The organism is Pseudomonas sp. 3A(2025), from assembly GCF_054589175.1.
On the sequence record NZ_BAAILM010000032.1, the window covers coordinates 73,287 to 95,494 of the forward strand.

18 protein-coding genes are annotated in these 22,208 nt (G+C 60.6%); 5 read left to right on the top strand and 13 right to left on the bottom strand.

The features are described 5' to 3' along the window. The coding region (locus tag ACYP2A_RS12580) for an isochorismatase family protein (protein WP_459745332.1) at positions 1-360 on the top strand (360 nt) is incomplete at its 5' end. A gap of 148 nt (positions 361-508) precedes the next feature. On the opposite strand, the gene ACYP2A_RS12585 is transcribed toward ACYP2A_RS12580, so the two are convergent. Together ACYP2A_RS12585 and ACYP2A_RS12590 are read right to left on the bottom strand one after the other, a co-directional pair. Then, a complete protein-coding gene (locus tag ACYP2A_RS12585) occupies positions 509-1,084 on the bottom strand; it encodes an ANTAR domain-containing response regulator (RefSeq protein ID WP_459745334.1) in 576 nt (191 codons plus the stop codon). A gap of 13 nt (positions 1,085-1,097) precedes the next feature. Then, positions 1,098-2,309 (bottom strand): CmpA/NrtA family ABC transporter substrate-binding protein, encoded by a 1,212-nt coding sequence (locus ACYP2A_RS12590; RefSeq protein WP_459745335.1) that lies wholly within the window; start codon positions 2,307-2,309, stop codon positions 1,098-1,100. 224 nt (positions 2,310-2,533) lie between these two features. Between ACYP2A_RS12590 and ACYP2A_RS12595 the strand changes: the two genes are divergently transcribed. Beyond that, complete coding sequence (locus ACYP2A_RS12595) at positions 2,534-3,559, top strand: quinone-dependent dihydroorotate dehydrogenase (protein WP_459745337.1); 1,026 nt, start codon at positions 2,534-2,536, stop codon at positions 3,557-3,559. 137 nt (positions 3,560-3,696) lie between these two features. On the opposite strand, the gene rmf is transcribed toward ACYP2A_RS12595, so the two are convergent. Next, positions 3,697-3,912: a ribosome modulation factor gene (gene rmf, locus ACYP2A_RS12600; protein ID WP_082481508.1), complete on the bottom strand. Its 216-nt coding sequence runs from the start codon at positions 3,910-3,912 to the stop codon at positions 3,697-3,699. 557 nt (positions 3,913-4,469) lie between these two features. On the opposite strand from rmf, the gene rlmKL reads away from it, so the two are divergent. Beyond that, positions 4,470-6,689: a bifunctional 23S rRNA (guanine(2069)-N(7))-methyltransferase RlmK/23S rRNA (guanine(2445)-N(2))-methyltransferase RlmL gene (gene rlmKL, locus ACYP2A_RS12605; protein WP_459745339.1), complete on the top strand. Its 2,220-nt coding sequence runs from the start codon at positions 4,470-4,472 to the stop codon at positions 6,687-6,689. Between the two features lie 238 nt (positions 6,690-6,927). Next, positions 6,928-9,324: a sensor domain-containing diguanylate cyclase gene (locus ACYP2A_RS12610; RefSeq protein ID WP_459745340.1), complete on the top strand. Its 2,397-nt coding sequence runs from the start codon at positions 6,928-6,930 to the stop codon at positions 9,322-9,324. A gap of 28 nt (positions 9,325-9,352) precedes the next feature. Here the strand turns inward: ACYP2A_RS12610 and dacB are convergent, their stop codons facing one another. The 10 genes from dacB to ACYP2A_RS12660 all read right to left on the bottom strand — a co-directional run bounded on the left by dacB (position 9,353) and on the right by ACYP2A_RS12660 (position 20,475). Continuing rightward, entirely contained in the window at positions 9,353-10,828 is a 1,476-nt protein-coding gene (dacB, locus tag ACYP2A_RS12615; protein ID WP_459745342.1) for a D-alanyl-D-alanine carboxypeptidase/D-alanyl-D-alanine endopeptidase, read from the bottom strand. Positions 10,829-11,152: 324 nt separating this feature from the next. Continuing rightward, positions 11,153-11,497 (bottom strand): YggL 50S ribosome-binding family protein, encoded by a 345-nt coding sequence (locus tag ACYP2A_RS12620; protein ID WP_459745344.1) that lies wholly within the window; start codon positions 11,495-11,497, stop codon positions 11,153-11,155. 59 nt (positions 11,498-11,556) lie between these two features. Continuing rightward, positions 11,557-15,180 carry a transporter substrate-binding domain-containing protein gene (locus ACYP2A_RS12625; RefSeq protein ID WP_459745345.1) on the bottom strand — a complete coding sequence of 1,208 codons (3,624 nt, stop codon included), beginning with the start codon at positions 15,178-15,180 and terminating at the stop codon, positions 11,557-11,559. Between the two features lie 9 nt (positions 15,181-15,189). Then, positions 15,190-15,816 carry a response regulator gene (locus ACYP2A_RS12630; protein ID WP_459745347.1) on the bottom strand — a complete coding sequence of 209 codons (627 nt, stop codon included), beginning with the start codon at positions 15,814-15,816 and terminating at the stop codon, positions 15,190-15,192. A 280-nt stretch (positions 15,817-16,096) separates the two neighbouring features. Continuing rightward, complete coding sequence (locus ACYP2A_RS12635) at positions 16,097-16,495, bottom strand: response regulator (RefSeq protein WP_459745348.1); 399 nt, start codon at positions 16,493-16,495, stop codon at positions 16,097-16,099. Between the two features lie 231 nt (positions 16,496-16,726). Continuing rightward, the gene (locus ACYP2A_RS12640) at positions 16,727-18,058 is read right to left on the bottom strand and encodes a deoxyguanosinetriphosphate triphosphohydrolase (protein ID WP_459745350.1); all 1,332 of its coding nucleotides are present in this window, start codon (positions 18,056-18,058) and stop codon (positions 16,727-16,729) included. Positions 18,059-18,124: 66 nt separating this feature from the next. Further along, on the bottom strand, positions 18,125-19,288 hold the full coding sequence (locus ACYP2A_RS12645; RefSeq protein ID WP_459745352.1) for an EAL domain-containing protein: 1,164 nt from the start codon (positions 19,286-19,288) through the stop codon (positions 18,125-18,127). A 122-nt stretch (positions 19,289-19,410) separates the two neighbouring features. Continuing rightward, the gene (locus ACYP2A_RS12650; protein WP_459745353.1) at positions 19,411-19,767 is read right to left on the bottom strand and encodes a hypothetical protein; all 357 of its coding nucleotides are present in this window, start codon (positions 19,765-19,767) and stop codon (positions 19,411-19,413) included. Beyond that, a complete protein-coding gene (locus ACYP2A_RS12655; protein ID WP_459745355.1) occupies positions 19,764-20,156 on the bottom strand; it encodes a phage holin family protein in 393 nt (130 codons plus the stop codon). Before ACYP2A_RS12655 ends, ACYP2A_RS12650 begins: the two co-directional genes overlap by 4 nt. Positions 20,157-20,160: 4 nt before the next feature. Further along, positions 20,161-20,475 carry an ElaB/YgaM/YqjD family protein gene (locus ACYP2A_RS12660; RefSeq protein ID WP_459745356.1) on the bottom strand — a complete coding sequence of 105 codons (315 nt, stop codon included), beginning with the start codon at positions 20,473-20,475 and terminating at the stop codon, positions 20,161-20,163. A 338-nt stretch (positions 20,476-20,813) separates the two neighbouring features. Between ACYP2A_RS12660 and ACYP2A_RS12665 the strand changes: the two genes are divergently transcribed. Beyond that, a complete protein-coding gene (locus ACYP2A_RS12665; RefSeq protein WP_459745357.1) occupies positions 20,814-22,022 on the top strand; it encodes an ammonium transporter in 1,209 nt (402 codons plus the stop codon). Positions 22,023-22,208: the final 186 nt, after the last annotated feature.

Sequence of the window (22,208 nt, forward strand, 5' to 3'; positions counted from 1 at the left end):
TTGCTGGTCGAAAAGAGCCATGCCAGCGCCTTTCAGGGCACGAACCTTGGCGACTGGCTGATCGAGCAGCAGATCGACACCCTGAGTGTGGCGGGCTACATGACCCAGAACTGCGACAACGCAACCATTCAGCAGGCGGTACATCGCGGCCTGGCGGTGGAGTTTCTCAGCGATGCCACAGGCGCCGTGTCGTATCGCAACCGCGCCGGCAGTGTCAGCGCCGAGGAAGTTCACCGGGTGATTTCGGCGGTGCTACAAGCGGCGTTTGCGGCGGTGTTGAGCACCGATGAGTGGGTTGAGGCATTACAAAGCGGCAAGTCGCCAGTGCGCGAGAATATCTATACCTCAACGCGCTTGTAGGAGGCAGCTCTGCTGGCGATGAGGCCAGTAAAATCAGCACATCTGCTGCGTCTGTGCCGCAGCAATCGCCAGCAGAGCTGCCTCTCCCAAATGCGTGCCGAAGCCTGACTGATCGACATTAGTCCTGCGCAGCACCGCCCGGTATGTCCTACCCCAGCATCTCGCTCATCGAAATGATCTGCTCCGCCACCTGAATCAGCTTCTGCTGGCGACTCATGGCCTGGCGGCGCATGAGGGTGTAGGCCTCTTCTTCGTTGCAGTGCTTCATCTTCATCAGTAGCCCCTTGGCCAGTTCGATGCGTTTGCGCTCGGCCAGTTGCTGATCGCGGGCCACCAGTTGCGCACGCAGTGCCTGATCGCTCTCGAAGCGGGCCATGGCGACATCGAGAATCGGTTGCAGACGCTTGGCATGAATACCTTCGACGATGTAGGCACTGACCCCGGACTTGATCGCCTGGCGCATCACGCCGGGGTCGTGTTCGTCGGTGAACATCACGATGGGGCGAGGCAGATCGCGGGTGACCAGCACCACTTGCTCCATCACATCGCGGCCAGGGGACTCGGTGTCGATCAGGATCACGTCCGGGCGCAGGGCTTCGACCCGCGCCGGCAGGTCGATGCTCAGGCCCGACTCGTCGATGACCTCGAACCCGGCCTCGCTCAGGGCAGCTTTCAGGCGCCCGACTTTCTTGGGTGTGTCATTGATCAGCAGAATACGCAGCATCATCGCTTGCCTCTCAAGGTGCAGCGATGGCGGGGGCGCCATCGGTTCGCGAGTGCAGAGAAAAACTGCGTGCGTAACCTGCAGGGTCACTGCCGTCCCAGATTCGCCCGTCGATCAACTGGCTGCTGCGCAGGGGGCTGTCCGGCACGGCGATGCCCAGTGCCTCGGCGGCCTGGCGGTACAGGCTCAAGCGGTGAACGCGGCTGGCAACGGCCAGATAATCGGGGTCTTCGCGTAGCAGGCCCCAGCGGCGGAACTGGGTCATGAACCACATGCCATCCGACAGCCAGGGGAAGGTCACCTGGCCGTCACCGAACAGGCGCAGGGCATGCGGGTCTTGCCAGCTGTTGCCCAGCCCGTCCTGGTACTGGCCCAACAGGCGCGGTTCGATGCAGCCCGGCGGCGCATCGAGGTAATCGGCGCCACTGAGCAATTGTGCCGTGCTGCGGCGGTTTTCCTGGCTTTGTTCGATAAAGCGGCTGGCTTCGAGTACCGCCATGGTCAGGGCGCGGGCCGTATTGGGGTTCTGCTCGACAAACTCGGCGGTACAGCCCAGCACCTTGCCGGGATGGTCGGGCCAGATCGACTGGCTGGTGGCCAGGGTAAAGCCCAGTTTCTGTTGCACCGCGCTGGCGCCCCAGGGCTCGCCAACGCAAAAGCCGTCGATGCGTCCGGCTTGCAGGTGCGCAACCATCAGGGGTGGCGGCACCACGACGCTGTCGACATCGTCGAGCGGGTGAATGCCCTGGCTGGCCAGCCAGTAATTGAGCCACATGGCATGGTTGCCGGTGGGGAAGGTCTGGGCAAACGTCAGCTTTGCACCTCGGTGGTGCACGGTACGCTCCAGTGCTTCAGGGCTGGTCACGCCGGCGTCTTGCAAACCACGCGACAGGTTGATGCACTGGCCGTTCTGGTTCAGGCCCATCAGGATCGCCATGTCGGCGGCCGCCGCGCCACTGATGCCCAGTTGCATGGCATAGATCAGGCCGTAAAGGCTATGGGCGGCGTGCAACTGGCCACTGACCAGCCGGTCGCGCAGGTTGGCCCAGGAGGCCTGGCGCTTGAGGTTAAGGGTCAGCCCGTAAGGCTGGGCAAAACCCTGAGTGGCGGCCACCACCAGAGAGGCGCAATCGGTCAGGGCCATGAAGCCTATGTCAATGCTGTTCATTTCGGGGGCATCGCTGCCCGCCACCCAGTCCAGGGCATTGCTTGATCGTTGGTTCATAGGCCGAACTACATCCATAAAAAAAGCGTCGTTGAGCCCACCGCACAAGCTGCGAGCCACAACGACGCCATTGTCGATACCCGTCGGCGACGTTGCCGAGAGCGTTATCCCGGTTCAAGCAAGGCATGTGCCAGTGCCCCTTGGTACAGGATTTCTCGCCTGGCAGGCCATCCGCCGTCTATAATCGCCGCCTGACTTCAGCCGCTCACGAGCCTCGCCCGCCCATGTATAACCTGGCCCGCCAGTTACTGTTCAAACTCTCCCCGGAAACTTCCCACGATTTGTCTCTGGACCTGATCGGCGCCGGTGGCCGTCTGGGCCTCAATGGCCTGTTGAGCAAAGCGCCCGCGCAATTGCCGGTAACGGTGATGGGCATCCGCTTTGCCAACCCGGTCGGGCTGGCGGCGGGCCTGGACAAGAATGGCACGGCCATCGACGGTTTTGCCCAACTGGGTTTCGGTTTTGTCGAAATCGGCACCGTGACCCCGCGTGCTCAGCCCGGCAATCCCAAGCCACGGCTGTTCCGTCTGCCTGAGGCCCAGGGCATCATCAATCGCATGGGCTTTAACAACCTGGGGGTCGATCATTTGGTCAGCCGCGTAAAAGCAGCCAAATACCGTGGCGTGCTGGGCATCAATATCGGCAAGAATTTCGACACCCCCGTAGAGCGCGCAGTCGACGATTACCTGATCTGCCTCGACAAGGTCTACGACCATGCCAGCTACGTGACGGTCAACGTCAGTTCGCCCAATACCCCGGGTCTGCGCAGCCTGCAGTTCGGTGATTCGCTCAAGCAGTTGCTCGATGCCCTGCGCGTGCGTCAGGAGGCGCTGACGCAGCAATATGGCAAGCGCGTACCGCTGGCGATCAAGATTGCCCCGGACATGATCGATGAAGAAATCGTGCTGGTGGCCAGTGCCCTGCTTGAGTCGGGTATGGATGCAGTGATCGCCACCAACACCACCCTGAGCCGCGAAGGCGTCGAAGGGCTGCTGCATGCCAACGAGGCCGGTGGCCTGTCGGGTGCGCCGGTGCGCGAAAAGAGTACTCACACTGTCAAGGTGTTGGCCGGTGAACTGGGCGGGCGTTTGCCGATCATTGCTGCCGGCGGCATTACCGAAGGCCGGCATGCTGCCGAAAAAATCGAAGCGGGCGCCAGCCTGGTGCAGATCTATTCGGGCTTTATCTACAAAGGCCCGGACCTGATTCGCCAGTCGGTCGATGCCATTGCGGCCCTGCCTCGGCGCTGATCGTGCAGACATGAAAAAGGGGCTCCTTTAAAAAGGAGCCCCTGGGCCTGTGGCCCGCCGCCCGGTCAGGGCGGTGATCACACGAATGCAATGTACAAGGTCAGACAAGATTTGATGGACTGCTTCGCAAGTTACCTCTATCCGACTGCGTGAAGTTCGTTGAGCCTGTGGATTCCCGCAGTGCCGGTCATACCGTCCCATTGGTCGCCGCGTCCTTCACGCCAACCATTGATCCACGCCTGACGCACCGACGGTAGAGTAAATGGGCAAAGCTCACGGGATTTTCCACTAACGCCGTACTGATATCCGCGCAAAAATGCTCTTTCCAACGGATCACGCTTAAGTCTTCTCATAGGGTGTTGCCCTCGTTTGTTGACTGTAATGTCCATGGACCTCGTGTTGAGGTCTGACAGAAATCTTCTGCCATGTCTGCCTGCTGCCGGCGTCACAGGCGAGATGCCATCACCGTTGCAGTGATGACCTGAGACGATTTCTAACCAATGCACGACACGCTGTGAATGATCGTTTTGTCATAAGGGCGTCACATTTAGGTCTGATGAGTGCTAAGCGCAAATGTGTTTCATGGATGATTCAGTCAATAATCCAAGCACTGCAAGGAGTTGCAGCACACGAGAACAATTTTTATTTTGATCGATAATGGCTGAATGCTTTTATTTATTATTCGACGAAGGGTCGAGATGTGACTTCATGTGTCTTGAAACTTCGCGCTCGCTGAGCATTTTGAAACCGCTGTTGTGCAAAAATTAATACACTGTCGCGGCGATGTACCTGTTACCGCGGTGGACCGGCACACATTACGTGCCACGCAGGCGCTGTCAGAAAGCGCCTGTCTTGAATCTGGTCGGGCAATGCGTTGCTCGCCGCTGATGGCTCAGGCCCTGGAATACACATGTCGGATCGCTACGAACTTTACCTCACCTGCCCCAAAGGCCTCGAAGGCCTGCTGATCGAGGAAGCCACCGGGCTGGGCCTTGAAGAGGCCCGGGAACACACCTCCGCCATTCGTGGCCTGGCCGACATGGAGACTGCCTACCGGCTGTGCCTGTGGTCGCGTCTGGCCAACCGCGTGTTGCTGGTGCTCAAGCGTTTCCCGATGAGCAATGCCGAGGACCTGTACCACGGTGTGCTGGACGTCGAGTGGCACGATCACCTGGAGTCCGATGGCAGCATCGCCGTGGAATTCAGCGGTCACGGCTCGGGCATCGACAACACCCACTTTGGTGCCCTGAAGGTCAAGGACGCTATCGTCGACAAACTGCGTACCAACGACGGCCTGCGCCCTTCGGTGGACAAGATCAATCCGGACCTGCGCGTGCACCTGCGCCTGGACCGTGGCCAGGCGATTCTGTCCCTGGACCTGTCCGGGCACAGCCTGCACCAGCGTGGCTACCGCTTGCAGCAAGGTGCGGCACCGCTCAAGGAAAACCTGGCGGCGGCGATTCTGATCCGTGCCGGCTGGCCGCGCATTGCCGCCGAGGGCGGCGCGCTGGCCGACCCGATGTGCGGTGTGGGCACCTTTCTGGTCGAGGCCGGCATGATCGCGGCCGACATCGCGCCCAACCTCAAGCGTGAACGCTGGGGCTTCAGTGCCTGGCTAGGCCATGTGCCAGCGCTGTGGCGCAAGCTGCACGACGAAGCGCTGGCCCGCGCCGAAGCCGGACTTGCAAAAACGCCATCCTGGATTCGCGGCTACGAAGCCGACCCCCGGCTGATCCAGCCGGGGCGCAACAACATCGAACGTGCAGGCCTGAGTGACTGGATCAAGGTCTACCAGGGCGAAGTCGGTACCTTCGAGCCACGCACCGACCAGAACCAGAAAGGCCTGGTGATCTGCAACCCACCGTACGGCGAGCGTCTGGGCGACGAGGCCAGCCTGTTGTACCTCTATCAGAACCTTGGCGAGCGTCTGCGCCAGGCCTGTCTGGGCTGGGAGGCGGCGGTATTCACCGGTGCGCCGGACCTGGGCAAGCGCATGGGCATTCGCAGCCACAAGCAATATGCGTTCTGGAACGGCGCCTTGCCGTGCAAGCTGTTGTTGCTCAAGGTACAACCCGATCAATTCGTCACCGGCGAGCGCCGTACGCCCGAGCAGCGCCAGGCGGCGCTTGAAGAGCAGCCGCCCGTACGTGACGAGAGCAAGCCGGCCCCGGTCGAACAGGCGCGCCTGAGCGAAGGCGGGCAGATGTTTGCCAACCGCCTGCAGAAAAACCTCAAGCAACTGGGCAAATGGGTGCGTCGCGAAGGGGTCGAGTGCTATCGCGTCTACGACGCCGACATGCCCGAGTATTCGGTGGCCGTCGATCTGTACGGCGACTGGGTCCATGTTCAGGAATACGCAGCCCCCAAATCGATCGACCCGGCCAAGGCCTCGGCGCGTTTGTTCGATGCGCTGGCGGCCATTCCGCAGGCCTTGGGCATCGACAAGAGCCATGTCGTGGTCAAGCGCCGCGAGCGTCAGAGCGGCACCCGCCAGTACGAGCGTCAGGCCGCTCAGGGGCAGTTCATGGAAGTCAGCGAGGGCGGCGTGCGTTTGCTGGTCAACCTCACCGATTACCTGGACACCGGTCTGTTCCTCGACCATCGGCCGATGCGCATGCGCATCCAGAAAGAAGCGGCGGCCAAGCGCTTCTTGAACCTGTTCTGCTACACCGCAACAGCCACCGTGCATGCGGCCAAGGGCGGGGCGCGCAGTACCACCAGCGTCGACTTGTCGCGTACTTATCTGGACTGGGCGCGGCGTAACCTGTCGCTGAATGGTTTTTCCGAGAAAAACCGCCTGGAGCAGGGCGATGTCATGGTCTGGCTGCGCGAGTGCCGTGAGGAATATGAGCTGATCTTCATCGATCCGCCGACCTTCTCCAACTCCAAACGCATGGAGGGCGTGTTCGATGTGCAGCGTGATCAGGTCGAGCTGATCGATCTGGCGATGGCGCGTCTGGCACCCGGCGGCGTGCTGTATTTCTCCAATAACTTCCGCAAGTTCGTCCTCGACGAGCATGTGGGCCAGCGCTATAACGTCGAGGAAATCAGCGCCCAGACCCTGGACCCGGATTTCTCGCGTAACGACCGGATTCACCGCGCCTGGAAAATCACCGTGCGTACGGCCTGATACCTGGCCGGCACCCGCTCATGATTGCTTGATCGTGGGCGGGGCGACCGGGTGATGAATGCGTCATATTGCTGCAACAAAGAGCAGGATGCTCTGGCTATCTCGGTGAAATCATTAGAGATTGCTCGATTTGTCCAGGTTATGGCTTTCACGGGCTAGGCAAATTAATGGCAAATAGCTATAACGGATGCACGGCCAGCATGACGCTCAATCCTTGCTGGCGTCATGAGTTTTGAGTATGGCTGCGAAACAATCCAGACCCCGGATCCTCGGTTTTATCAACGAGCAAGCCTCTGCGTGGCTGGTTGCCCTGCTCGCCCTGATGGCGGGGCTGGCGCTGACAGCCATGCTGGCGCTGAACTATTACGAGCTGTACCAGCGCCAGTTGCGACAGCGTTTCGATCTGCTGGCCAGCGAGCGCTTTATCCGTATTCAGGAACGCCTTGACAGTCAACTCAGCCGGCTGGACAGCCTGCGCCGCTATTTTGTGTATTCCAACGAGGTCACCCGAACCGACTACAACGGCTTTGCTGCGCCATTGCTGGAGGGGACGCGTGCCTATTCCTGGAGCCCGCGGGTTACCGATGCCCAGCGCTCGGCGTTTGAGGCGGCTGTGCGGGCTGAAGGTCTGCCCGATTACGCCATTCGCGAGCGCGATGCCAGTGGGCAACTGGTGCTTGCCAGCCCCCGTGACGAATATTATCCGGTGCTGTTCACCCAATCGTTGAGCAGCCTGCCGTTGCCGTTGGGGTTTGACATCAACTCCGAACACCTGCGCCACCAGACCCTGGAGCGGGCGCGGATGCTGGGTTCGATTGCCGCTACGCCGCGTATTGAACTGGTCGGTCTGGAACAGGAATACGCCCACGGGGTGCTGTTGGTGGCCCCGGTGTTCAGTCCCGGTAACAACGAGGGTGATGGCGGCTCGGAACTGCGCGGCTATGCCATGGCGGTGATCAGCCTGGGTGAGCTGATGAGCGAAGGGCTGCCGACCCAGGACAATCTGGCGGTGACCATGCTCGATCTCGGGTCGCCCGCCGAACCGCAGTTGCTTTACCAGTCGACGGTGCAAGCGGCTGCCGGTGACTTGCGGGTCAGTACCTTGTTGAACCTGGCCGATCGCGACTATTTGCTTGAGGTACGCCCCACCGAATCGTTCCTGCAAAGCAACCAGTCCATGGCCGGTAGCGTGGTGGTGCTGGGTGGTCTGTTGAGCCTGATGCTCAGCGCCTTGCTCTATAGCCTGATCGGCCAGCGCCAGCGTGCCTTGCTGTTGGTCGACCAGCGTACCAGCCAGTTGCGCCTGCGCGAGCAGCAACTGCGTATTACCCATGGGCAACTGCGCAACGTGCTGGATGCTGCCACCGAAGTCGCAATCATTGCCACCGACCTGAACGGGGTGATCAGCACCTTCAACGTCGGCGCCCGCAAGATGCTTGAGTACACCGAAGCTGAAGTGCTGGGCAAGTTCGTGCTCAAGGATTTGCACGATCCTGTCGAGCTTGAGGCGCATGCCCGGCAACTGAGCGAGCACTACCAGCGGCCTGTGCCGCTGGAACAGGCGATGCTGATCGAGGCTACCGAACTGGACAGCCATCCGGCACGGGAATGGATGTTCCGCCGCCGTGACGGCAGCACCCTGGCGGTCAATATGCTGGTGACCGCCGTGCGCGACGATCAGGATCAATGGATCGGCTATCTGGCGGTGTGCATCGACATCACCGAGCGCAAGCGGGTGCATGAGGCTTTGGCGGCGCGCGACCGCCTGCTGGAGCGGCTTGGCTCCCAGGTACCGGGCGGTATCTACCAGTTTCAGCGCCTTGCCGATGGCCAGGCGCGCTTCAATTACATCAGTGTCGGTATGTGCGAGCTGTATGAGCTGACAGAAGAGCAAATCGTTGCCAATGCCGATGCGGTGTTCGATCGCACCTACGCCGAGGACCGCATCCGGGTGATGCGGGTGATGCGCGACAGCAGTGAACACTTCAAGCCGTGGCGCGAGGAATACCGCATCGAGCTTCCCGAGCGTGGCATTCGCTGGGTGCGTGGCGAAGCCACCCCGGAGCGATTGCCCGATGGCGGCATTCTCTGGCATGGCTTCCTCAGCGATGTGACCGACATGAAGCGTGTCGAGGATGAATTGCGGGCCTTGTCGGTCACCGATGTGCTCACCGGCGCCTACAACCGTCGCTATTTTCAGGAGCGCCTGCAGGCCGAACTCCGGCGTATCGAGCGCTACGGCGGCGGCCTGTCGGTGATCATGCTCGACATCGATAATTTCAAGCGCATCAATGACCAGCACGGCCATGCGGTAGGCGATGCGGTGTTACAGGCGGTGTCGCGCACGATTGCCCAGCGTCTGCGTGGTGAAGATGTGTTTTGCCGCCTGGGCGGTGAAGAGTTCATTATCCTGTGCCCTGGCATTCAGGGTGAGCAGGCCTGGCAACTGGCGGTCAACCTGTGGCAGATCATGCGCAGTCAGTCGGTCGAAGGGGTTGGGCGGGTCACAGCCAGCTTCGGCATTGCCAGCTGGCGCCCCGATGAGGGCGCCGATGCCTTGCTGTTGCGGGCCGACTCGGGCGTTTATGCGGCCAAGCAGGCCGGGCGGGACAGGGTCGAGCCGGAGCAGGTTTGATCCTGACAGGCCTGACCCTTCAACGTGTTTACAGCGCCGGTTGTGCGATCGACAGCGCGTCGTTGTTCAGCTTGGGCTGACGGTACAGCTCGACCAGTACCTCGTCGAGCACCGATGAGGCGCCGAACGGACGTGGGTCATTGAGGATGGCCACCACTGCCCAGGTATTGCCGTTGCTGTCGCGGCTGTAGCCGGCAATTGCCCGCACCGTGTTCAGTGTGCCGGTCTTGATATGCGCTTCACCCAGCAGTGGTGTGCGTTTCAGGCGTTTGCGCATGGTGCCGTCCATGCCGGCCAGCGGCATGGAACTGGTGAATTCGGCCGAATACGGGCTGCGCCAGGCTGCTTGCAGCAGGATGGCCATTTCCCGGGCGCTGACCCGCTCGGCGCGCGACAGGCCAGAACCGTTTTCCATGACCAGATGTGGCGCGGTGATGCCTTTTTTCGCCAGCCACTGGCGGATGACCCGCTGCGCTGCCTTGGCGTCATCGCCGTCGGCTGTGGTGCGAAACTCCTGCCCCAGGCTCAGGAACAGTTGCTGGGCCATGGTGTTGTTGCTGTATTTGTTGATGTCGCGGATGACTTCGACAAGATCCGGTGAAAACGTGCGGGCCAGCAGTTTGGCGCCGGCCGGCACGTTGGCGACCTTGTCGCCGCCCTGAATGCTGCCGCCCAGCTCTTGCCAGATGGCGCGTACGGCGCCGGCCGCGTAAGCGGGGTGATCGAGCAGCGACAGGTAGGTTTGCGAATTACAGCCCTTGGCCAGTTGACCACTGACAACAACGGTCATGCTGCCGTCGGTTTGTGGTACCGGGTTATAACGCACATCGTCGCCGCACTGCTTGGCAGCGCTGGCCTTGACCTGATTGTCGATACGGATGGTGGCAATGGGCGGCTCGACCGCCACGACGATGCGCCCCTCGTCATTGCGGGTCACAAAGCGCAGGGCCTTGAGGTTGACCAGCAGCGAGTCGGGGCGTACCAGAAACGGTTTGTTTTCATCATTGCCGTCGTCGTTGAAGGCCGGCAGCACCGGTTGCACGAAGTGGCTGCGGTCCAGAATCAGATCGCCGGTCACCTGTTGTACGCCATTGGCGCGCAGGTCGCGCATCAACAGCCAGAGTTTCTCCATGTTCAGCTTGGGGTCGCCGCCGCCCTTGAGATAAAGGTTGCCGCGCAACACGCCGTTGTTCAGGGTGCCATCGGTGAAGAATTCGGTTTTCCACTGGTGGGTGGGGCCCAGGATTTCCAGCGCCGCGTACGTGGTGACCAGTTTCATGGTCGAGGCAGGGTTGACCGACACATCGGCGTTGAACACGGTAGGTGTGCCCTGGCCATTGAGCGGCAGCATGACCAGCGACAGGGCATCATCGTTCAGCTTGCTGGCCTTGAGGGCCGCCTGAACCTTGGGAGGAAGTGTGGTGTTGATCGTGGCAGCCTGGGCCTGGAACGTAACAGGTGCGAGCAGAGTGGCCAGTAACAGAGGACGCAAGAGTCTGATCATCAATTTAAAACCTTACAACAAAGATGAAAAACCAGATGAGGGCAAGATGGATTCCCTCGGTGAACGATAGATGGCGCAAAGATAATGAGCTGAACGCGCCGTAACAGAGCGGCATTATGCCCCAAGCGGACGGGCAGTGCGGCATCGCAAGTGCACTGTAGCGGGATTTTTATCCAGACTAATCATGTAGGACAATTCTACCGATCTGCGTAAAGTCGGTTTTTTTCATACTTCGCCGGCCTGAATGACAGGCACAAAAAAGCCATCCTTGCGGGATGGCTTTTTCGCTGGAGATCAAAGACCGACAGGCAATGATGCCAGGTCTCAGACAGCCGGATTGATCGGCTTTTCCGGGTACCAGGCATCGATCAGCGGGCTGACTTCAACCTTGATCACTTCGCTGCGGGCCTTGAGCCACGCTTCGACGATGGCGCGCTGCTCTTCGGTAGCCGAACCACGCTCTGCCAGGCAAACCAGGCCGTAGTCATCGCCGCCGACGTAGTCGAGGCCGTTGGCATCCATGGCTTCATCGAGGAACGCGTCGAGGAAGGCATCGATGTCGTCATCGGTCAGGTCTTCCTTGAATTCCAGATTGAGCTCAAAACCCAACTCCTGGAACTCGTCTACACACAGCTTCTTGCGCAGACGACGGGAACGGTTAGTAGCCATGAAAAAATCCTCTTGGGTAAATACGGCGCGCAGTCTATCAGTTATGTGATGCGCGTGCCCTATAGGTTAAGCAAGTGTGCGTCCAGAGCCTTGTCCAGGGCCTGCATTGCGCTGTCCAGCGTTTGCTTGCACGCCGCGACCAGGTGGTGTTGCGCCTCTGTGCGGCATGCCTGTTCCAGAGCTTCGCAAGCCTCGACAGCCTCGGTTGCGCTGATGATGCGCGCAGCGCCCTTGATACGGTGGGCCATTTCGATCATGGCCTGATGATCCTTGCCGGGTACCAGTTGGGCCAGGGCCTCGCGGTCCTGGCGGTTGCTGGACAGTAGCTGGGTGAGCAGTCGATGGGTCAGGTCGGCGCGGGCACCGGTCAGCTGGCGGATACTGTCGGGGCTGAACGGCAGGGCGGCGCTGTCGCACGACAGGGCAGCCTTCAGAGAGGCCAGGTGCTTGCCCAGCACCGTCAGCCCAACGGGCTTGAACAGGCAATCGTCCATACCGGCATCACGACAGCGTTGTACTTCCTCGGGCAAGGCATTGGCGGTAAAGCCCCAGATGACGCAAGGCGTTCGTTGCTCGCGGGCTTCGTGTTCGCGGATGGCGCGGGTCAACTCGTAGCCGTTCATCACCGGCATGTTGCAGTCGACCATCACCAGATCGAACGCGTGTGCCAGCCAGGCTTGCAAACCCTGCTCGCCTTGTTCGGCGACTTCGCTTCGATGGCCGAGAAAACCCAGTTGCTGACTGAGCAGCAAGCGATTGGCCGGATGATCGTCGACCACCAGGATGTACAGTGCAGTGCCGGGGGGCACAATCGTCTCGGTTTTTTGCACCGGGTTGTCTGCGGTATCGAGCAGTGTCAGGTCCATGCGCAGTGTGGCGCATGTACCTTGGCCTGCTTCGCTTTGCAGGTCCAGGCGACCGCCCATCATCTGGCACAGGTGACGACAGATCACCAGGCCCAGCCCCGCGCCGCTGCGCGCCATCTGCCCGGTGTTGTCGGCCTGGGCGAAGGGTTCGAACAGACGCTGAAGGTCGGCGGCGCCGATGCCGATGCCCGTGTCGCGTACGCTCAGGTCCAGCTGCAATTGCCGGGGGTGAGCGCCTGGGCTTGCCTGCAAGGTGACGCGGACTTCGCCTTGCGCAGTGAACTTGATGGCATTGCTGATCAGGTTGGAAATCACCTGCTTGAAGCGCAGGGGGTCAATGAGTGCATCGGTGTCGAGTTGCGCGTCGATGCACAAATAAAGGCCGAGGCCTTTCTGTCGCGCCAGGCCATCGAACACCCTGACCACTGACTCGGTCAATTGCCGTAGATTGGCGCGTTCCGGGGTCAGGGCCAGATGGCCGGACTCGATGCGCGCGATGTCGAGAATATCGCCGATCAGTTCCAGCAGGTCACTGGCCGAGCTGTACGCGACCTCGATTGCCGTGCGGTCCAGATGGCCTTGGTCGGCACGTTTCAGGGCCAGTTCCAGCATGCCGATTACCGCGTTCATGGGGGTGCGTATCTCGTGGCTCATGGTTGCCAGAAAGGTGCTTTTGGCCCGGCTGGCATTGTCGGCCTGCTCCTTGGCCGCTTGCAGTTCATCGATCAGTTGCCGGCGCTCGCTGATGTCGATCCAGCCGCCGATGACGCCTTGTACATCGCCCAGCGAATCGCGAAACGGCAGGATCCAGTGGTATATGGTCAGGCGTCGCTCGCCAATGTGCAGCGCACGGTCGAGGATCAGCGCTGTGTCGGTGGCCATCACCTGCTGATAGTCACGCGCATATTCGGCCGCTTGCGCAGGATCGCTCAGGACACCATCGGTCACACACTGACCGATGACCTCTTCACGTCTGGCCGAGAAGGTTTGCAGGTAGCTGTCGTTGCACAGGCGCAACAAGCCTTCACGGTTACGGACATAAATCGGGTGCGGGGTGCCGTCGAGCAGGGTGTTCATGAACTGCAATTGATCGTTCAGGGCGCGTTCGGCCATCTTGCGCTGGCGGATCTGCCGGCGCATCCAGGCATTCCAGGCCAGCAGACCGAACAACAGCAGGCCTGCGCCTGTCAGGCTGCGATAGATCAGGCGCTGGTAGTGGTGCCAGTCGACTCCGCTGGGGTTGTAAGTACGCCAGCGCTCGTTGATGGCGATCATGTCCTGCGGGGCGATGCCGATCAGGGCCTTGTCGAGAATCGAGCGCAGTTCGACAGCCTGGGGGGCGGTGGCCATGGCGATCAGTGCCGGTTGTTCACCCAGCGTGGCGGTAATGCGCAGGTGCTGGGCGAAGCGCCCGGAGGCCAGAAAATAATTGGCACTGAGCAACGAGACGGCCGCGCCATCGACGCGTTCATCGTTGAGCAACTCCAGGGCTTGCAGCGGGTTGTCGATGGGCACGGTGACGATTTCCGGGTGCTGGCTACGCAGCCAGGGCAGCAGCGGGCTGTCCATGGCTACGGCCAGGCGCTTGCCGTTCATTTGCAGTGGCCAGGCCGCAAGGGGGCTGTTGCGCCGGGCGACGAGGACGAACGTGTTGTCGAGCCAGGGGCGGCTCAGGCCCAGTTTCGTACTGTACTCGTCGCTGACCGTCAGCGCGCCAATCACGTCTGCCTCGTCCTGGTTGATCTGGTGCAGCATGTCGCGGGTGCTCGATGCGCGGCGTACCTCGAAGCGCAGCCCGGTGCGCAGGCGGATCAGCTCAAGCAGGTCGGCCGTGATGCCGCGTAAACGGCCGTCGGCATCGAAGAAGGTCAGGGGCGCATGGTTTTCATTGACCACCACCCGTATCTGCGGGTGGTCTGCCATCCAGCGTTGTTCGCTTGCGCTGAGTTGCAGCGCCTGGCCGTCGGGCATCCCCGCGCTGTCAGCCCCCCAGCGCCTGGAGATTTCCAGGCGCTCGGCCGGTGCAATGGCCTGCAGCGTCAGGTTGATGATTTCCAGCAGCCAGGTGTTATCGCCGCGTACGGCAAAACCGAAGCCGTTTGCCTCGGTTTTGCCAAAGCTTGCGACCTGTACATTGCTCAGGTAGCCCTTCTGGATGATGTAGCGGGTAGAGATCGCGTCGCCGATAAACACATCGGCCTGATCGAAGGCCACAGCGTTGATGGCGCTCTGGAACGAGGGGTGGGTCTGCAGGGTTGCGCCGGGGTACAGAGCCTGGACCTCTGTCGGGGGCAGATAGTGATAGACCATGCTCAGGCGCATGCCTTTGAGGCCCTCGGTCAACGACCGGGTTTCTCCATTGCGGGTCATCAGCACCGATTGGTCGGTGGCGTAGGGCGTGGAAAGGCTGACATTGTGCTGCGTCGCCTCAAAGCCGTTGGCACTGCCCAGCAGGTCGATCCTGCCTTGCCTGAGGGCCTCGATGGCGGCGTTGCGGCTTTCGAAGCGCATGACCTTGACGGGCAGGTTCAATGCCTGGGCGATGATGCCGGCATAGTCGGCAGTCAGCCCTTCATAATCCTGGCCCGACAGCGTCATGTCGAAGGGTGGATAGTCCGGGACCGAGGTGCCAAGCACCAGCACGCGCTGGTCGCGCACCCATTGCCATTGCGCACGGTCGAGCTTCACCTCAATGTGCGCGGGGGTCGTACGACCCAGCAAGCGGTAAGGGGCGTCGGCCATGACGCTGGCCTGTAACCCGAAGGCCAGCAACAGGCAGGCGGCCAGTTTGCAACTGTGTTCAAGACACCTGGACATCCACTTTACTCACACCAGTGCATTGCGTTTAGCCATCTCGATAAGTTCTACCAGCGTCTTGGTCCTGAGTTTTTGCATGAGCCGGGTCTTATAAGTGCTGACGGTCTTGTTGCTGAGGAACATGCCCTTGGCAATTTCCTTGTTGGAGCGTCCCTGCGCGAATAATTGCAGTACCATCAATTCGCGATCATTGACCAGTTTGAAAAGTTCGATTTCGCTGGGCTTGCCATTCAGGCCGGGCGGTGTATTGAGTGCCTGGCTGGGAAAGTAATTGTAGCCGGATAATACAGCCTTGACCGAACTGAGCAGTTCGCTGAGGTCTTCCTGCTTGCACACATACCCGGACGCACCGGACTGCATGCAGCGGATCGCGAACAGACTGGGTGTCTGCGAGGTCAGCACGAGAATTTTCGAAGGCAGGCCCATGGAGTTGAAGCGGGCCAGCACTTCCAGGCCATCGAGCTTGGGAATGCTGATGTCAAGGATGATGAGGTCGGGCATGCACTCGCGAACCATTTGCATCGCGTCCACACCATTGTCGGTTTCACCGACCACCTCGTAGTTCTCGTTTTCTAGCAACATGCGCACGGCCAGGCGAATAACTGGATGGTCGTCGATGATAAATACTGAGTTCATAATTCAATCCATACAGACAGCGAAGAAAGCGCGCACATTAGCTCAGTTACACGGCGAGTTACATGAATGAACAGGGCCGGTTGATGCATATAGGAAAGTTCCTACAATAATTAACGTAATGGCGTACGTTAGTGCCCGGTTCAGCTGCCAATGTTTAATTAAATGTGCGATTGGCCAGTATGCAATGGATGTATTGATATAGGATCCGTTTATTTATTTAGGGAAGGTTCCTACAGCCTGATGCTCTATGCCCTACATCTTGAGGGTGGCGGCATGTCACTCAGTTTTCAGTGTCCAGAATATTCAGCAAGCGCGACAGGTCAGGGCCGTGCAGTGGCTTGTTCAGACAGCCCAGTAGCGGCAGTCCACGTTGCAGCGCCGTTTGCTCAAGCGTGTGCAGTTGATCGGGCTCCATGCCGCTGAGCAGGATCGCTTTGCGCACCAGGCCCTTGCGCCAGGCATGGTCGATGATTTCCAGGCCGGCAATGTCCGGCAGGCACTGGTCACACAGCAGCAGGTCGTAGGGCTCGGGGCTGCGTTCGAGCGCGGCGAAGGCCTCGGCGGCGGTGAGTGCCGGGGTCAGCAGAAAATAGCCCTGGTTGTTGAGCAGGATCTGGGTGGCGATCAGTTGAAAAGGATGGTCTTCCACCAGCAGGATCCGCAGGTTGTGTTTGAACATGAGGTCTTCCGGCAGGTTTCGGGAGGAACGCCTGGCAGGCGCTGACGCGGATGCCCTGATTTGGCAAGGTATTACGAGGCATCGAGTGGGGGATTATTCAGGAGCGCTTGTTCGGGCGGCGATAGGATGTTTCTGACAAGCGTGTAGGGCGTTTCCGAAGTTTTCGTGCGTGCTGATGCGCAGCAGCCCCGAAAAAGTGCCGTTCTGCTGCGCAACCGTGCCCTGTATCGTTCAGCGGTGGCCCGAGCCGCCGGTCATTTCCTGGGCCATTTCGCTGGCGTAGCTGTCGGTCATGCCGGCGATAAAATCGATCATGCGCAAAAACGCGCTGTGCAGCGGGGCCTCGGGTTTTGGCGCACTGCTGCCGAGCAGATCAAGAATGCGTCGGTGCTTGAACGACGGCGTACGCCCACCGAACTGTTCGACGGCGGCCCCGCAGAAGGCATTGAGCAGCACTTCGAGCGTGGTGTAGGCGCCGATTTCGTGCAGGGTCTTGCGCTTGTCCTGAAAGATCTTCTTGCGTGCCATGTCCTTGGCACTGAGCACGCAGCGTTTGGCCGGGCCATGCATGTGCTCGACCAGATCGCCTTCCAGGCTGCCATCGAGCAAGGCCTGTTGCTGGTCGACGAAGGCGCGTGCGGCGGCATTGGTCAGGTGCTCGATGGCCTTGCCACGCAGAATCGCCAGCTTGCGTCGGCGCGAATCGTCGGCACCGAGCTGGCGGTAGGTCTCAGGCAGATCGTCGCCTACCAGATCAAGCAGCAGGGCTTCGACTTCGGCGTACTGCAGCAGGTCCATTTCCAGACCGTCTTCCAGGTCGATCAGCGCATAGCAGATGTCGTCGGCAGCCTCCATCAGGTACACCAGCGGATGCCGTGCCCAGCGCTGGTCTTCGACTTGTGGAATGCCCAGCTTGTGGGCGATCTGCTCCAGCACCGGCAGCTCGCTCTGGTAGCAGCCGAACTTGTGCTTCTTGTAGCCCAGCGAATCGGCGTGTCGCGCCGTCCAGGGGTATTTGAGGTAGGTGCCGAGGGTTGCGTAGGTCAGGCGCATGCCGCCATCGAACTGGTGGTACTCCAGCTGGGTGAGCACGCGCAGGCCCTGGGCATTGCCTTCGAAATTGAGGAAGTCATTGCGCTCGACCTCACTCATGCCATCCAGCCAGCCACGTCCTGCGGCCTGCTTGAACCAGTTGCGGATTGCATCTTCGCCCGAGTGGCCGAACGGCGGGTTGCCGATGTCATGCGCAAGACATGCCGATTGCACGATCATCCCCAGGTCGCTTGGGTCGCACCAGTCGGGCAGTTGCGCGCGCAGGGTCTGGCCGACCTGCATGCCCAGCGAGCGGCCTACGCAACTGACTTCCAGCGAATGGGTCAGGCGCGTGTGGATGTGGTCGTTGCTCGACATCGGATGCACCTGGGTCTTGCGCCCCAGACGACGGAAGGCGCCGGAAAAAATGACCCGGTCATGGTCTTTGTGAAACGGACTGCGTCCAAACTCTTCAGGGCTTTGCAGCGTTTTGCCGAGTCGTTCGCGGTTAAGCAGGGTTTGCCAATCCAAGGCGTGCGCTCCGTGTGTTCATCGAAAGCCTAGCTTCCGGGTTCGTGACCGTTGCTGCAAGGGCTGTCACAAACCGGCTGCATCAATGTCGATCAATAGCAGGCGGGTGCCGCCCGCATAGAACTGCCCGGCCGTCAGGCAGTATTGGTTGCTGGTGGCATCGCGATAGGTATTGGACAAAATCAGGCGCCGCTCTTCCCAGCCCTCGGCCAGCAGGTGATAAAAATACGGCCGCCATGACCAGTTGTGCCCCAGGTAGCGCGCATCGGCCTGCCAGACGCCGTTGCGCCATTCCAGGTTGGGGGTCAGTTGTGTGCCGTGACGATCGCACTGATAAAAGCGCAATAGCCAGGGGTAATCCTGCGGATGGGGCAGCTCACTGACCGGCAATTCATCCAGTGCCCAGCGTTGCAGCAGGCCCATCAGGCGCGCCAGTTTCTTGCGCCGGGTCATCAACCGGGCGCGCTCGGCCACCTTGTGCAGCACATAGCGGTCACGCAGGGCGGCAAAGGTTTCGACGAAAGTGTCGGCAGCAAAGAAGTGCTCTTCGGCGCGGGCAAACAGGTAGCCCTGGACATAACGCGCGCCGCACTCGAGGGCAAAATTCAGCTCGGCTTCGGTTTCGACGCCTTCGGCAATGATCCAGCAGCCGGTCTTTTCTGCCATCAGTGCCAGTGCGCGGACCACTTCGCTGCTCGGGCCACCGCGCGCTGCGGCCTGGAACAGGCGCATGTCGAGCTTGAGAATGTCCGGCTGCAAGGCCAGCACCCGGTCCAGTTGCGAATAGCCGGCACCGAAGTCATCGATGGCAATCCGCGCACCGGCCTGGCGGTAGCGGTTGACCACCTCGTTCAAGCGCTGGCTGTCGCCGCCCAGTTCGGTGATTTCAAACACTACCCGCTGGGGGGCGACGCCATGCCGTTCAAGTTGTTGCAGGCTGGGCAATGGCTCGCCGGGGGCCACGCTGCTGATCCAGCGTGGCGACATGTTCAGGCTCAGAAACCAGTCTTGCGGCGCTTCATGCAGGCGGCTCAGGGCATTGTCGCGAATGACCCGGTCCAGTTGTCGCAAGGTGTCGCCCGACAAGGCCGGATCATTGAACAGCGGGCCGACCGAGTGCAGGTTGCCCTGTTCGTCGCGCAGTCTGCCCAAAGCTTCGACACCGGCGATCCGCCCTGTGGCGGTATCGATAAATGGCTGGAAGCAGGCAATGGGTTGCCCCTCGATCACATGGTGCTCCTTGAACAATTAACCCGTGCACACAAAACTGCGCCCGGGGCGTGGCCCGGGCGCAGATAGCAAGTGTGTTGCAAGATTGTAGCCAGAGCGCCATCACTTGGCATGCGCACCGCTTACGGTTTGCGCATACGGCTCTGGATGGCCAGCTTGATCAGCGGCATCAGCGTGACGCTCAATTTGATCAGCCGACCCAGGCCGCCACCGCGTGCCGGCACTGCGCGCTCGCGGCCACGGCCCTTGCCACCGAGAAAACCCAGCAGCGCCACCGCACCTACACCCCAGAGCGGCGCGTGACGGATGCCCAGCGTGCCCGGAATGTCGTGCGCCATGCCGCGCACGCGCTTGAAGGGCTGCATCAGTTGCGTGGACTCATGGCGGATTTCCTGGCGGTGCATCTCCATGCGCAGGCGAACCAGTGCCTTGCGCAATTCGCGCCGGGTGTTGCCTTGATGCGACTTTGGTTCACTCATGGCAGTAGACGCTCCCGGTCGTTGGCCAGTTCTTCCAGCGTGGCGCTGAACGGCGAGGACTCATCGAAGATCGCCGCCCGCATGCGCAGGGCAAAGAACACCAGGGCCAGAAAATAGAACACACACAAACCAATGATGCCGATCAGGCGGTAGTTGTCCCAGAGTAAAATCAGCACCAGTGCCGACAACGCGGTCAGTAACAGCAGGGCAAACACCAAGGCTAGACCTGCGAACAGCAACAGGTGCAAGGTGCGCGCCTTCTGTTCCTGCAATTCGATGCCGAACAGTTCGATATGGCTGTGCATCAGGCCAAGAAAGGCGGCGCCCAGACGCCGCGGTGAGGGACCCTGTGCCGCCTTCGCTGCGGCCGCTTCCGCGTGCGGATCCATGGCCTTAACGCCGGGAAGCCAGCAGGCCGATCAGGAACCCGGCACCGGCGGCCAGACCCACCGATTGCCAGGGATTGTTCTGCACGTAATCTTCAGTGGCAATGACGGCAGCCTCGCCACGCTGGCGCAGAGAGTCTTCGGTTTGTTTCAGGGTTTCGCGAGCGCGCAGCAGGCTGTCCTGAATCTGGTCGCGCAGAATGTCAGCCTGTTCGCCGGCAAGGGAGGCGGTGTGATCCAGCAGCTTTTCAGTGTCGGCAACCAGGGTCTGGAAGTCGGCCAAGAGAATTTCCTGAGCGGTTTGAGCAGTACGGCGGGCCATGGTGTTCTCCGTGAATGGCATGTAGGGATTGAGAGTAGGGCGTTTGATGGAAGGTTCATTTCGATTGCCTTCCTGCGTTCGGTAACGCGCTGGTACAGCTTTTGCTTCGCCTTGGTGCGTGCCGTGGCGTAGCTGCGCCAAACAGGCGCGGCGTTGGGCGCATACCCTACGCCAAAACTCTAAAAACCGAGAAATATCCGAAGCATTTTTCTCTTCATGCCCTCACTCGGGGCACTGCCGATGGATCGGGTTACCTGCGTCTTGCGCCAGTTCGGTGCGCGCCGGTTGAAGAATGTATCGCTTTGGTGCTTTCAAGAACCTGCAGGTCTGCCTTTTCGATGGAAAATTTGCAAAGCGCCGTGGACACCCTGGTCCATGGATCCAACACCCTGTTCCTGCTGCTGGGCGCGGTCATGGTCCTGGCCATGCATGCCGGCTTCGCGTTTCTGGAAGTCGGTACGGTACGGCAGAAGAACCAGGTCAATGCCCTGTCGAAGATCCTCAGCGATTTCGCGGTATCGACGCTGGCCTACTTCTTTATCGGCTACTGGATTTCCTATGGCGTGACCTTCATGCAGCCGGCGGCGGTGCTCAATGCCGATCATGGCTATGGCCTGGTCAAGTTCTTCTTCCTGCTGACTTTTGCCGCAGCCATCCCGGCGATCATTTCCGGTGGTATCGCCGAGCGTGCGCGTTTCGTGCCACAGCTGTGCGCCACAGCGTTGATCGTGGCGTTTGTCTATCCGCTGTTCGAAGGCATGATCTGGAACGGCAACTACGGCCTGCAAGCCTGGCTGCTGGAACGCTTTGGTGCGAGCTTTCATGACTTCGCCGGCTCCGTGGTGGTGCATGCCATGGGCGGCTGGCTGGCACTGGCGGCGGTGCTGCTTTTAGGCGCGCGCAACGGTCGTTACCGCGACGGTCGTCTGGTGGCGTATCCACCGTCGAGCATCCCGTTTCTGGCGCTGGGGTCATGGATCCTGATCGTCGGCTGGTTCGGTTTCAACGTGATGAGCGCCCAGACCCTGCCGGCCGTCAGTGGTCTGGTGGCGGTCAACTCGCTGATGGCGATGGTCGGCGGCACGGTTGCCGCGCTGTTGGTCGGTCGCAATGACCCGGGCTTTTTGCACAATGGCCCGCTGGCTGGCCTGGTGGCAATCTGCGCAGGTTCCGACTTGATGCATCCGGTGGGGGCGCTGGTCACTGGCGCGATTGCCGGTGGCTTGTTCGTCTGGAGTTTCACAGCGGCCCAGGTGCGCTGGAAGATCGACGACGTACTGGGCGTCTGGCCGTTGCATGGCCTGTGCGGCGTATGGGGCGGCATCGCCTGTGGCATCTTCGGCCAGGAGGGGCTTGGCGGGCTGGGTGGCGTCAGCCTGATCAGCCAGTTGATCGGCAGCCTGCTGGGTGTCGTGGTGGCGCTGGTTGGCGGTTTCGCGGTGTATGGCGCACTCAAGCTTGTGGTTGGGCTGCGCCTGAATCAGGAGCAAGAGTATTACGGCGCCGACCTGTCGATTCACAAGATTGGTGCGGTCAGTCAGGACTGATACAAACTTATAAGTATTCGCTTATTCCATATTGTTATTTAAGTACCAAAATTAATTCGAGTTAGGATATATAGCATCGGGCTACCGGGGGTTACTCACTTAATAATGATTGGATGATCGCCACCGTTCTCCATACGGATCGCTCGTCGAGGCCGGGCCACAAGCCTGGTTACAGGGATTCAAGGG